This window comes from Rhizobium sp. CB3171 (genome assembly GCF_029714265.1).
Lineage (GTDB): Bacteria > Pseudomonadota > Alphaproteobacteria > Rhizobiales > Rhizobiaceae > Rhizobium.
This window is the reverse complement of the sequence record NZ_CP121652.1, coordinates 3,742,736-3,754,751: the sequence shown is the minus strand read 5'-3', so window position 1 is coordinate 3,754,751 and position 12,016 is coordinate 3,742,736. Positions and strand designations below refer to the sequence as shown.

The following is a 12,016-nucleotide window of genomic DNA, read 5'->3' as shown; positions in this document are numbered from 1 at the left end:
GTTATTTGTAACCGTCTTCGCGGCCGTGGCGGATAGCTGCTATGAGGACGTCTTCACCAAGATATTGATAAAGAACAATATAGCCATCCCGCCCAAACGTAACGATGAGCTCGCGTAATCCTTGTTCTGAGCCTTCCACGGGCCGCCCCATATCGGGCTGGCTCGACAATATCTGAATTGTTTGAATAATCCTTGCTGATGCCTTCCTCGCCGCGGCAGCATTTTTGGACCGCAGAAATGCCCTCATCCGCTCGAGGTCACGAAGAGCGCGCTGCGTCAGCCTTACCGATGGCATTCAGGTGGGGCCTTCTCATCGTCGTCGCCCCAAGTCTCTAACCAAGCAATGACTTCATCGCCCGTCACATGCAGGCCCGTCGCCTGATAGTCGTCCAATGAACGACGCACATCCTGCAACAGAGAGTCGCGCTTTTCCTCACGTTCCACATACTGCCTGACGGCTTCGTTCAGCAGCCGATTCGGGTGACGGTGGCGACTGGCAGCCAGCTTCTCCAGGCGCTCGTTCACGTCAGGATCAATTTCTACACTGGCCTTCAAAGCAGGTGACATCGAATTCTCCGGAGGTGGCCGATACCGACGATATAGTATCAGCCCCTTGCATAAAGAACCATCGGCTGGTTCCTGCCAAAGGAATGCTTACACCAGCACCTCTTGATCGACGCGATCCTCGGCTCCAAAGAACTTCAGATAACGTTCGACCTCTGCAGGCTCGCCCGTTGCCTTCTGCGGATTGTCCGAGAGCTTTACGGCCGGGCGGCCATTGGCTTGGATCACCTTGCAGACGATAGAGATCGGGTTGAGACCCTCGATTTCGGTGGGGGCGCAGCCGGCGAAATCATTGGTGAGGTTGGTGCCCCAGCCAAAGCCCATGCGCACGCGGCCCTCGAAATGCTTGTAGGTGGCGATGATCGCATCGACATCCAGGCCGTCGGAGAAGATCAGAAGTTTCTGGCGCGGGTCGCGGCCCATCTTCTTCCACCAGTCGATGATCTTCTCGCCGCCTTCGATCGGAGGTGCACTATCCGGACGAAAACCGGTCCAGTCGGCCACCCATTCCGGCGCGTTGCGCAGGAACGAAGCCGTGCCGAAGGCATCGGGCAGAACCACCAGCAGGTTGCCGCCGTAGAGGCGGTTCCAGTCGCGCAGCACCTTGTAAGGCGCCTTGCCAAGCTCATCGTCGGTCTTGGCGAGCGCCGCCGCCACCATCGGCAGCTCGTGCGCGTTGGTACCGACGGCCTCGAGATCGGAATCCATGGCGAGAAGGACGTTGCTGGTGCCGGTGAAGGCATGGCTGACGCCTTCCTTCAGCGCTTCCACGCACCAACGCTGCCAGAGGAAACTATGGCGCCGGCGGGTGCCGAAATCGGAAATACGCAGGTTCGGCAGCTCTCTCAGCCGCTCGACCTTTTCCCACATCTTCGCCTTGGCCCGCGCGTAGAGGACATCGAGCGTGAAGGGACCCAGCGCCTTCAGCGCCGCGCGCGATCGGAGTTCGTTGATGATGGCGAGGGCCGGAATCTCCCACATTGTCGTTTCCTTCCACGAGCCGTGGAAGTCGAGAATATACTGGCCGTCACGCTTGGATAGCTCGTACTCCGGAAGCTGAAAGTTCGACAGCCAGGCCAGGAATTCCGGCTCGAAGATCTGGGCGCGGCCGTAGAAGCTGTTACCCGCCAGCCAGATCATCTCCTTTTTGGCAAGCCTGAGCGTGCGCGCGTGATCGAGCTGCTCGCGCAATTCCTTCTCGTCGATCACTTCGGCGAGCCGGACGCTCTTGGTGCGGTTGATCAGGGAGAAGGTGGCGTCGACATCCGGATAAAGCTTCCAGATCATCTGCAGCATCAGAAGCTTATAGAAATCCGTATCGATCAGACTGCGGATGATCGGATCGAGCTTCCAGGTATGGTTATAGACACGGGTGGCGATATCCGTCTTCGTCATCTCGTTCCTGCCCGTCTCCCTGCGCCCCGGACGTCATGCGTTCCGCCTTCCAGCTCACTGGCGGCGGGTATAATGCTCTTCTTATCAAAAAATGTTGAGCGAAAGTCCAGTCACTGAAAGAAAATTGATACTAAATTAAAACGCGCTGCTCCGGATAGTGGCGGCGCGGCCTTGGATCGAGACTGATGACCAAATTCGTTACGGCTGGGAATTGCCTTGAACCGGCGGTTTTGGAGCCGTGGTCTGATCCTGGGTTGTAGTCTCTGGCGCGGTCTGCGTGGGTCTGCTGTCCCATAATTCCACCAGCGCCCAGACGACCGCTGTCAGGGCAAGCGCGACAAGGAGCACCGCCAACACCCGGCCGCCCATGTGGCCTTGTTTGGCCTCGGTCGCCGGCAACTCCCTTTCCTCATGCAGACGGCGATCAGAATCCTCCCAATGCGTATGGGTTTCCAGCTTCCGTGGCATGACAGCCTCCTTCCAAATTCGCCTTGCGGCGATGTTTTTTGGAAAACGGAGGCGGCTCTGGAAGGTTCCGAAGGCGCTCAATAGCCCCGGCGGCGATCCACCAGATATTGCAGCGGTTCGCCGCGTTCAAAGCGGGCGATTTGCTCTTCGACATGACGCATCAGCGAGTATTCCTCGGAAACCGCCGCATCATGCGGGGTGATGACGACATTCTCCATGCCCCAGAGCGGGTCGTCCATCGGCAGCGGCTCGACATCGAAGACATCGAGTGACGCGCCGCCGAGCACGCCGGTTTCGATCGCCGAGGCGATATCGGCCTGAACCTGGCTCTTGCCGCGTCCGGCATTGATGAACACCGGTTTGCCCAGAGAGCCGTTACGACGGAGCTTGGAAAAGAGCGAGCTATTGTAGAGCCCCGTCGTCTCCGGCGTCAGCGGGAGCAGGCCGACGAGAATATCGGTCCTCGCGAGAAAAGCATCGAGTTCGCCGGCATCGAACGTTTCCATGCCGTCGATCTGCTTTTTCTGCCGCGACCAGCCGATGACGTCGAAGCCCATGACCTTGAGTTTGGCGGCGGCATCGAGGCCGAGAACGCCGAGACCCATGACACCGACCGTGACTTCGCGCGCCTCAGGCGCCAAAAGATGGCCCCAGACGCGCTTGCGCTGGTGCCTGAAGTGACCGAAGACGTCGCGCAAATGCATGAGGCATTGCAGCACGACCCATTCCGTCATGCGCACCGTCAAGCTGCGGTCGACGAAACGGACGATGGGAATGTCGGGAAGGTCGGCGATATTCATCATGGAATCGACGCCGGCACCGCCGGAAAAGATCACCTTGAGGTTGGGTGCGCGCTGAAAAAGATCGGCATCCGGCTTCCATAGAAGGGCATAGTCGACCTGGCTCAGATCCGCGCCCTTGTTGGCGGGATCGGCGAGATTGATGCTGCCGCGATCCGCAAACGCGGTTTTAAGGGCTGCTACGATGGCCTCAGGCGTGAATTTCAGATCGACGAGAACAGGGCTTTTGACCGGCATGGCGATTGTCTTTTATTGCTGGACGGCGGCGGTGGGGACCGCCTCGATGTTGAAGGCTGCGGCGAGAAGCGCCTTAGTGTAATCCTCTTTGGGCGCACGGAAAATCTCCGCTGACGAACCCTGCTCGACGACCTTGCCGAAGCGCATGACGATCAGCTCGTTGGCAAGCGCCTTCACCACTTTCAGATCATGGCTGATGAAGAGGTAGGCAAGGTCATGGCGCCGCTGCAGGTCGCGCAGCAGATCGACCACCTGGGCCTGCACGCTCATGTCGAGCGCCGAGGTCGGCTCGTCGAGCATGACGAAACGCGGCTTCAGCACCATGGCGCGGGCAATGGCGATGCGCTGACGCTGGCCGCCGGAGAATTCATGCGGGAAGCGCCAGCGGGTCGAGGGATCGAGGCCGACCTCTTCCAGCGCCCAGCAGACGCGCTGATCGCGCTCTTCCGCCGACAAGGATTGCTCGTGCACCTTAAGCCCTTCGGCAATGATTTCGCCGACCGACATGCGCGGGCTCAGCGATCCATAGGGATCCTGGAAGACGACCTGAAGCTGGTTGCGCAGTGGCCGCATCTCCTTGAAGGAATAATCCGCAATGTCCTTGCCGACAAAACTGATGCGGCCTCTGGAGGAAATCAGCCGGGCCAGCGCCAGGCCAAGCGTCGTCTTGCCGGAGCCGGATTCACCGACGACGCCCAGCGTCTGCCCAGCCCTGAGCCTGAGATCGATGCCGTCGACCGCCTTCACATGGTCGACTACCTTGCGCATCAGCCCAGCCTTGATCGGGAACCAGACCTTGATGTCGGTGCCTTCCATGACCAGGGGCTTGCTGATGTCTCCCACCGGCGGCTCGCCGCGCGGCTCGGCGGCAAGCAGATGCCGGGTATACTCATGCTGCGGATTGGTGAAGACCTCCTCGACCGTGCCGGTCTCGACGATATGGCCCTTAGTCATGACGCAGACGCGATCGGCAAATTTGCGGACGATGCCGAGATCGTGGGTGATGAACAGCATCGACATGCCATGCGCACCCTTGAGGTCGCGCAGCAGTTGGAGGATCTGCGCCTGCACCGTCACATCGAGCGCCGTCGTCGGTTCGTCGGCAATCAGAAGCTCCGGCCGGTTGGCGAGCGCCATGGCGATCATCACGCGCTGACGCTGGCCGCCCGAGAGCTCGTGCGGATAGGCCTTGAGGCGCTTTTCCGGCTCGCGGATGCCGACCTGGTTCAGGAGATCCAGGATGCGGCTACGGGCCGCCGGGCCGACCACGCCCTGGTGCAGCGCCAGGATTTCGCCGATCTGCTTTTCGATCGTATGGAGCGGATTGAGCGAGGTCATCGGCTCCTGGAAGATCATGGTGATGTCGTTGCCGCGCACGGCACGCAACTCATTATCGGACGCCTTCAGCAGATCCTTGCCCTTGAACAGGATTTCGCCCGAGGGATGGCTCGCGGACGGATAGGGCAGCAGTTTCAGGATCGAATTGGCCGACACCGATTTGCCAGACCCGGATTCGCCGACCAATGCCAGTACCTCGCCCTTGGCGATATCGAAGGAGACGCCGTCGACCGCGGTCGAAGTTTGGCCGCCCTGATGAAAGGCGACGGATAAATTGCGGACGGAAAGCAATGGGGCGTGGTCTCCGCTCATCGGAACGTCTTCCTCGGATCGAATGCGTCGCGGACGGCCTCACCGATGAAGATCAGAAGCGACAGCATGATCGACATGGTGAAGAAGGCGGAGAGGCCCAGCCAGGGGGCCTGCAGGTTGGATTTGCCCTGCGCGATCATTTCGCCAAGCGAAGGCGAGCCGGGGGGCATGCCGAACCCTAAGAAATCCAGCGAGGTCAGCGTCGTGATCGAGCCGGAGAGAATGAAGGGCACGAAGGTCAGGGTTGCGACCATGGCGTTCGGCAGCAGGTGTCGGTACATGATCGTGATGTTATTGACACCGAGCGCGCGGGCGGCGCGCACATATTCGAAATTGCGCGCTCGCAGGAATTCGGCACGCACGACGCCGACCAAACCCACCCAGGAAAACAGAAGCAGAATGCCGAGCAGGATGAAGAAGCCGGGCGGCAGGACCGAGGCGATGATCAGCAGAATGTAGAGCACCGGCATCGACGACCATATCTCGATGAAACGCTGCAGGAGAAGGTCCGTCCAACCGCCGAAATAACCTTGGATAGCGCCGGCGGCAACGCCGACGACTGCCGAGCAGATGGTCAGCGCCAGGCCGAACAACACCGAGATGCGGAAGCCGTAGATCATGCGCGCCAACACATCGCGCGCCTGATCGTCCGTGCCGAGCCAATTGAGATTGCTCAAGGTGCAATTCGGATCGGCGACACCTTTTTCATAGCCGGAGCAGCGCTGTTCCTTGCTCATCAGCCAGAAGGGGGCGGTCGGGGCCGAGGTTCCTTTCGGAAGGTTCGAATTGGCGGTCTGGTAGGAATAGTGGATCGGCGGCCAGATCATCCAGCCGTTGGCGTTGATTTCGTCCCGAATATCCTGTGCGCGATAATCGGTCTGCGCGAGGAAGCCGCCGAACTTTTCCTCGGGGTAATCGACGAAGACTGGCGTCAGGATCTCGCCCTTGTAGGAAATGAGGATCGGCCGGTCGTTGGCGATGAATTCCGCCCCGAGACTGAGAACGAACAGGATCAGGAACAGCCAGAGAGACCAGTAGCCGCGGCGATTCGCCTTGAAATTCTGCCACCGGCGAACGTTCGTCGGGGAAAAGAGGCCTTTGCGCGGCGGCTTTACCGCTGTCGGGGTCGTCGAATTGGTCGCCACGTCCATCAGACGTCCCTCCGCTCGAAATCGATGCGCGGGTCGATCCAGGTATAGATCAGGTCCGAGATCAGGCCGACGAACAAGCCAAGCAGCGAGAAGATATAGAGCGTTGCGAACACGATCGGATAGTCACGCTGGACGACGGAGAGATAGCTGAGGCGGCCGAGGCCGTCGAGCGAGAAGATATTCTCGATCAGCAGCGAACCGGTGAAGAAGGCCGAGATGAAGGCCCCGGGAAAACCGGCGATGACGATAAGCATGGCATTGCGGAAGACATGGCCGTAGAGCACCCGCCGCTCGCTCAGCCCCTTGGCGCGGGCCGTGATGACATATTGCTTCTTGATCTCTTCGATGAAGGAATTCTTGGTGAGCAGCGTCGTGGTGGCGAAGGCGGCGAGCGACAGCGAGATCAATGGCAGGACGAGATGCCAGAGATAATCGATGATCTTCTGCCACCATGTAAGATCGGCAAAATTGTCGGAGACGAGGCCGCGCAGCGGAAACCAATCGAGGAAGGAACCGCCGGCGAAAAGCACGATCAGCATGATGCCGAAGAGGAAGCTCGGAACGGCATAGCCGATGATAATGACGCCGGATGTCCAGACATCGAAGGTCGAGCCATCCTGTATCGCCTTGCGGATGCCGAGCGGGATGGAGATGGCATAGGAAAAGATCAGGATCCAGATGCCGAGCGAGATCGACACCGGCAGTTTCTGCCCGATGAGGTCGATCACCGTCGTATTGCGGAAGAAGCTTTCGCCGAAATCGAAGCGAATATAATTCCACATCATCTGCCCGAAGCGCGTAAGCGGCGGCTTGTCGAAGCCGAATTGCTTGTCGAGCTTGGCGATCAGCTCCGGATCGAGCCCCTGGGCGCCGCGATATTTCGAACTGCTGTCATCGACGTTCTGCTGGCCGAGCACATCGGTGCCGCCGGAAAGACGGCCATTGGCATTGTCCGCCTGGCCGGTCAACTGCGCGATGACCTGCTCGACGGGACCGCCGGGCGCGAACTGCACGATGGTAAAAGAGATCGCCATGATGCCGATGATGGTCGGGATCATCAGCAGCAGACGTCTGAGGATATAGGCGCCCATCAGTCCGTCACTCCCCCATCGAGGAATATGCCTGCTCTCGCCTCAATCCATCCGTCGTTCAAGTCGCTTATTCCCTTCCGCCGAATTGAGCCGGCGCAGTCATTTCAGGCTGAAACTGCCGAATCGGCATAAGGCATTTGGAGCCCAGCATGCCCGTCATTGCAAGAGCCGCTCATTTGCCGGCGTTTTTCGACCACCATGTCTCGGGAAAGCCCATCGAATATTCCGGCAGGTTGGCGGGATGTTCGAACTTGTCCCAATAGGCGATGTGAAAGCTCGTGGCATAGAACAACGGAACGACATAGTGGTGGGCGAGCAGCGCGCGGTCGAGCGCCCTCGCCGATGCCTCCTTCTCGGCGACATTCTTGGCATAGATGACCTTGGTGATTAGCGCATCGATGCCGGGATCGGCTATGCCGGCATAATTTCGAGAGCCCTGGCGATTAGCGGAGGCCGAACCCCAGAAATCGATCTGCTCATTTCCGGGATTGAGGGTCTGAGCCCAGACATTCCAGATCATGTCATAATCGAAGCTGCGCACCCGATTGATATATTGCGAGGAATCGACCGTGCGCACGCGCGCGTCAATGCCAATCTTCTTGAGGTTCTGCGCATAGGGCAGCACCCATTTTTCAACAAAAGGGCTGCCGAGAAGAATCTCGATGGAAAAGGGCTGCCCGGTCTTGGCATTGACCATCTGGTTGCCCTTGATGACATAGCCGGCATCCTTGAGAAGCGCGATCGCTTTGCGAAGATTGTCGCGCGATTTCTGCGGATCGCCCCCCACGGGATTGCTGTAGGGGGTCGTAAAGACCTCAGGCGGCACCTTGTCCTTGATCTCGTTCAGAATATTCAGCTCTTCGCCTTGGGGCAAACCGGAGGACGCAAGCTTAGTGCCGAAGAAATAGCTGTCGTCACGGCGATACACACCATAGGCGACGGTGCGATTGATCTCTTCGAAATCAAAGGCGTAGTTGAGCGCTTCGCGTACGCGCTGGTCCTTGAACTGATCACGGCGCATGTTCGGCACCAGCGCCTGCATCACGCCCGTTGCGCGCAACGGATTGGGCAGGTCTTCGCGCTTGATGCGTCCATCCTTGGCAGCAGGGAAATCATAGCCTGTGACCCAGCGGCTGGCGCTGTTGTCCTGCCAGAAATCGACATTGCCGCCGCGAAAGCCTTCGAATTCTACATCGTCATCGCCGTAATAAGCGTATGAGATCGCTCCGAAATTGTTCTCGCCGACGTTCACGGGCATGCTCTTGCCCCAATAGTCGTCGCGAAGCTCGTAGCGGATGGTAGACCCGGGCGATACCGAAACGATCTTGTAGGGCCCGGAGCCCATAACCGGCTCCAGCGTCGTGCGCGTGATGTCGCGCGGCTTACCGTCAGGACCCGTGCCTTCCCACCAATGTTTCGGAACGACCAAAAGCTGACCGAGAATGGACGGTAGTTCGCGGTTGTTCTTTTCGTCGAAATAGAAGGTGATGTCGCGATCACCGGATTTTTCGGCTCGCGTTACATGCGAATAATAGCTTGTCAGGAAAGGATTGAGTTCTTTCGACTTTTCGAAGCTGAATATGACGTCCTCGGGGGTGACCGGCGTTCCATCGGCCCATTTCGCCTCTGTCCGCAAACGGAACGTGGCGCTTGAGACATCGTCCGGATAGGACACGCCCTCGGCAAGCTGGCCGTAGGAAGAGAAAATTTCGTCGTCGGCCGACTTCAGCAGGGTATCAAATACAAGGCTGAGCCCCGACGCCGGATTGCCTTTTAGCAGCACCGGATTGAGCGTGTCGAAGGTGCCGTTGGAGGAAAGCTTCAACTCGCCGCCCTTCGGCGCGTCCGGATTGACGTAGTCGAAATGCTGGAAGCCGGGCTGGTATTTCAGATCGCCGAGAATGGCCGTGCCGATGCGGAATTGCGGCTCGTCGGCGTTGGATGGCGCCGGCAAGGCCAGCAGGCAGAAAAGAGAAGCAACCAAGCCTGCTTTCAACCGCGACAACGCCATTCATGATCCCCTGTGATTTGACTGGAATCAAGCATAGGCCAAATACGGGCAAAAAACAGGACGGATTGCTCATCTCTTCGCAAACCGGCCCATTGCCATCGCATGAAATCAGGCTTTTGCCGCAGCTTCTTCAAGGCGTTTGCGCAGCATCAGGCGCAACTCGCGGACAAGACGCCGGTCGCCGGCCGCTTCCGGCTCGTTAGCGGCAACGACGGCGATGCGCAGCAGTTCGAGAACGATCGCCGACATCAAGGCGACATCGTCCGTGACTGGCGGCTCGGCTCGCCGCAGAATGGCGGAAATCAGCTCCTTCAGCTCGGCCCGCGAACGCATCTTGCGGTCCTTCGGCACATCCCGGCGGGTGGCAAGCACCGGAAATTCCGGAAACTCCTCGATGAAAGCGCCGAGCCTGTCGAAGATTGCCTCGCCGCTGTCGGCCGCCGAAAGGCCGCCGCTCTTTTCCGCGATGTCCTGAAGCACCACTTTCAGCCGCTCCAGCCGCTCGATATGCAGCGCTTCGGCGAGCAGCGGCTTTGTCGGAAAAAATTGATAGAGCGAGCCGATCGACGAGCGCGCTTCGGCGGCGATCTCCGTCATCGTGGCCGCGTCATAGCCCTTCTGAACGAAGATTTTTGCGGCCGCTTCCAAGAGCACGGCAACGCGATCATGCCCGCGGCGGCGCTTCGGAACACGCGTCTGCGGCTCCGCGCTTGATTTTTGCGAGGATTCGCTCATGTTTGTCATTGTGAGGATACCCTCATATTTCCCCGGAGCCCCCTGATGCCTCTTTACGATCCCCAAACCACCGCACTTGTCTCCATCGATCTGCAGGGCCTGGTTCTCAGCCGCCCGCTCGCACCCCACTCTGCGCAGCAGATCGTCGAGAATACAGCCGCCATCGCCAGGAAATTGAAAGCCGACGGCGGAACCACAGTCTTTGTGACGGTTGGATTTTCCGCAGACTATGCCGACGCTGTCAACCAGCCCGTGGACGAAAGCTTCAGCTTTCCAGAGGGAGGTTTGCCGCCGGCAGCTCTGGCGGCACCCGCCGAAATCGCTGCGCTGATACCCGACATCGCCATCGTCAAGCGCCAATGGAGCGCCTTTTACGGCACCGAACTCGATCTGCAACTGCGCCGCCGCGGCATCAAAACACTCATCCTTACCGGTGTCGCCACCAATTTCGGCGTCGAATCGACCGTTCGCGACGCCTATGCGGCCAATTATGCCGTCATCGTCGCCGAGGATGCGGTAACGACCTTGTCGCAGGAAATGCAGGATTTCGCCTGCACAAAGGTGTTGCCGCGGCTGTCGCGTATCCGCAAGACGTCGGAAATTCTGGCTGATTGATCATGCACTTAGCGCTCCGGAGCGCCGATATGCGACGGTGCATTAGCCTCGCGCGATAAAACACGGATTCACCAAAATCGCTTTTCAAGGTAGATTCACCCGCAAATCACTTCGGCCATCGCCGGCAGCTTCTCAAGGAACCACATGATTTCTTTCCTGGTTCGGACCCTCAATGTGTTCAGCAAATTTTCCCTCGCCGTAACGATCGGGGCTGGTCTCGTCAGCGGCGATGCGCTGGCGCAGCAGGCAACCCCGTCACCCGGCAGCGCCAAGGCGATTTTCGGGGCTGTGACACTGCCGACGCAGGGACCGCCGCAATCGCTGGGTTTTTATGCCAAGGGCTGCCTTTCCGGCGCCGAAGCGCTGCCGGCCGATGGGCCGACCTGGCAGGCCATGCGCCTGTCGCGCAACCGCCGCTGGGGCCGCCCGGAAATGATCGGACTCCTCGAGCGCCTGTCGCGCGACGCGGCCAAATATGACGGATGGCCGGGTATCCTGGTGGGCGACATCTCGCAGCCACGCGGCGGGCCGATGTTCAACGGTCACGCCTCGCATCAGATCGGCCTCGATGCCGACGTCTGGCTGACGCCGATGCCATCGCGGGCTTTGACAACGGCCGAGCGCGAAACCCTACCGTTCACTTCGATGCTGGCGAAGGACAAATTCCTGACGATCAACGACAAGGTCTGGACGCCGGAGCATGCCCGCCTCCTGATGCGCGCCGCCAGCTACCCCGAAGTCGAGCGCATCTTCGTCAATCCGGCGATCAAGAAGAAGATGTGCGACACGTGGACCGGCGACCGCACCAATCTCGGCAAGCTGCGCCCGGAATATGGCCATGACTCGCATTTCCATATCCGCCTCCGCTGCCCCGCAGGCTCGGCCAACTGCAAGCCGCAGGCACCCGTTGCCGCCGGCGACGGCTGCGACAAGTCGCTCGCCTGGTGGTTCACACCCGCGCCCTGGGCCAAGCCGAAGCCCAGCACGAAGCCGCCGGCAAAGCCGCGCGAAGTCATGGTTTCCGATCTGCCGAAGGCCTGCCAGACCGTGCTGAATGAACCTTCCGTCGCCTCGGCCCGCGCCGCCACCTTCGGCGCCAAGGCCGCCGCTGCTACCGCTGCGACCGGCGCGCTGCCGGTTTCCAGCGCCGATACGGGCAGCACTCCCCCGGACAGCATTCCGCAACAGTAAGGGCGGCAGGGCCGGTTCGGCCGGCTTGACCCGTCATTCAAAAGCCCGTCTTTCAAAGGGCTGTCTCTTGGTATAGAAGGCGGATAAATCGATTAAAAGTTTTGGGCG

At 59.7% G+C, this 12,016-nt stretch carries 12 protein-coding genes; 2 read left to right on the top strand and 10 right to left on the bottom strand.

Annotated elements, in window-relative coordinates; genetic code table 11:
- Window position 1: 1 nt before the first annotated feature.
- The 10 genes from QA648_RS18235 to QA648_RS18190 form a co-directional block, all read right to left on the bottom strand.
- Window positions 2–247, bottom strand: a complete 246-nt coding sequence (locus tag QA648_RS18235; protein ID WP_283051410.1) for a type II toxin-antitoxin system RelE/ParE family toxin — start codon at window positions 245–247, stop codon at window positions 2–4.
- A 35-nt stretch (window positions 248–282) separates the two neighbouring features.
- A complete protein-coding gene (locus QA648_RS18230) occupies window positions 283–567 on the bottom strand; it encodes a CopG family transcriptional regulator (protein WP_104821613.1) in 285 nt (94 codons plus the stop codon).
- An 87-nt stretch (window positions 568–654) separates the two neighbouring features.
- The gene (pncB, locus tag QA648_RS18225) at window positions 655–1,959 is read right to left on the bottom strand and encodes a nicotinate phosphoribosyltransferase (protein ID WP_104821612.1); all 1,305 of its coding nucleotides are present in this window, start codon (window positions 1,957–1,959) and stop codon (window positions 655–657) included.
- 198 nt (window positions 1,960–2,157) lie between these two features.
- Complete coding sequence (locus QA648_RS18220) at window positions 2,158–2,427, bottom strand: hypothetical protein (protein ID WP_283048517.1); 270 nt, start codon at window positions 2,425–2,427, stop codon at window positions 2,158–2,160.
- A gap of 77 nt (window positions 2,428–2,504) precedes the next feature.
- A complete protein-coding gene (locus tag QA648_RS18215) occupies window positions 2,505–3,464 on the bottom strand; it encodes a glyoxylate/hydroxypyruvate reductase A (protein WP_283048515.1) in 960 nt (319 codons plus the stop codon).
- 12 nt (window positions 3,465–3,476) lie between these two features.
- Window positions 3,477–5,114, bottom strand: a complete 1,638-nt coding sequence (locus QA648_RS18210; protein ID WP_283048514.1) for an ABC transporter ATP-binding protein — start codon at window positions 5,112–5,114, stop codon at window positions 3,477–3,479.
- The gene (locus tag QA648_RS18205) at window positions 5,111–6,265 is read right to left on the bottom strand and encodes an ABC transporter permease (protein WP_283048513.1); all 1,155 of its coding nucleotides are present in this window, start codon (window positions 6,263–6,265) and stop codon (window positions 5,111–5,113) included. The genes QA648_RS18210 and QA648_RS18205 overlap by 4 nt, the downstream gene beginning before the upstream one ends.
- Window positions 6,265–7,356, bottom strand: a complete 1,092-nt coding sequence (locus QA648_RS18200) for a microcin C ABC transporter permease YejB (protein WP_283048511.1) — start codon at window positions 7,354–7,356, stop codon at window positions 6,265–6,267. Before QA648_RS18200 ends, QA648_RS18205 begins: the two co-directional genes overlap by 1 nt.
- Before the next feature lie 172 nt (window positions 7,357–7,528).
- A complete protein-coding gene (locus QA648_RS18195; protein ID WP_283048509.1) occupies window positions 7,529–9,367 on the bottom strand; it encodes an extracellular solute-binding protein in 1,839 nt (612 codons plus the stop codon).
- 108 nt (window positions 9,368–9,475) lie between these two features.
- Entirely contained in the window at window positions 9,476–10,111 is a 636-nt protein-coding gene (locus QA648_RS18190) for a TetR/AcrR family transcriptional regulator (protein WP_283048507.1), read from the bottom strand.
- Between the two features lie 36 nt (window positions 10,112–10,147).
- Here QA648_RS18190 and QA648_RS18185 point away from each other — a divergent pair, with 36 nt between their 5' ends.
- Window positions 10,148–10,717 (top strand): hydrolase, encoded by a 570-nt coding sequence (locus QA648_RS18185; protein WP_283048506.1) that lies wholly within the window; start codon window positions 10,148–10,150, stop codon window positions 10,715–10,717.
- 144 nt (window positions 10,718–10,861) lie between these two features.
- Window positions 10,862–11,908, top strand: coding sequence for a penicillin-insensitive murein endopeptidase (gene mepA, locus QA648_RS18180; RefSeq protein WP_283048505.1), 1,047 nt, complete (start codon window positions 10,862–10,864; stop codon window positions 11,906–11,908).
- The last annotated feature ends 108 nt before the right edge of the window (window positions 11,909–12,016 follow it).

Excerpts from the sequence above, each read along its gene's own strand:
- QA648_RS18195 (WP_283048509.1), bottom strand. The coding sequence starts at position 9,367 with ATGGCGTTGTCGCGGTTGAAAGCAGGCTTGGTTGCTTCTCTTTTCTGC.
- QA648_RS18205 (WP_283048513.1), bottom strand. The coding sequence starts at position 6,265 with ATGGACGTGGCGACCAATTCGACGACCCCGACAGCGGTAAAGCCGCCG.
- QA648_RS18235 (WP_283051410.1), bottom strand. The coding sequence starts at position 247 with ATGAGGGCATTTCTGCGGTCCAAAAATGCTGCCGCGGCGAGGAAGGCA.
- QA648_RS18215 (WP_283048515.1), bottom strand. The coding sequence starts at position 3,464 with ATGCCGGTCAAAAGCCCTGTTCTCGTCGATCTGAAATTCACGCCTGAG.
- QA648_RS18200 (WP_283048511.1), bottom strand. The coding sequence starts at position 7,356 with ATGGGCGCCTATATCCTCAGACGTCTGCTGCTGATGATCCCGACCATC.
- QA648_RS18230 (WP_104821613.1), bottom strand. The coding sequence starts at position 567 with ATGTCACCTGCTTTGAAGGCCAGTGTAGAAATTGATCCTGACGTGAAC.
- pncB (WP_104821612.1), bottom strand. The coding sequence starts at position 1,959 with ATGACGAAGACGGATATCGCCACCCGTGTCTATAACCATACCTGGAAG.
- QA648_RS18210 (WP_283048514.1), bottom strand. The coding sequence starts at position 5,114 with ATGAGCGGAGACCACGCCCCATTGCTTTCCGTCCGCAATTTATCCGTC.
- QA648_RS18190 (WP_283048507.1), bottom strand. The coding sequence starts at position 10,111 with ATGACAAACATGAGCGAATCCTCGCAAAAATCAAGCGCGGAGCCGCAG.
- QA648_RS18220 (WP_283048517.1), bottom strand. The coding sequence starts at position 2,427 with ATGCCACGGAAGCTGGAAACCCATACGCATTGGGAGGATTCTGATCGC.
- mepA (WP_283048505.1), top strand. The coding sequence starts at position 10,862 with ATGATTTCTTTCCTGGTTCGGACCCTCAATGTGTTCAGCAAATTTTCC.
- QA648_RS18185 (WP_283048506.1), top strand. The coding sequence starts at position 10,148 with ATGCCTCTTTACGATCCCCAAACCACCGCACTTGTCTCCATCGATCTG.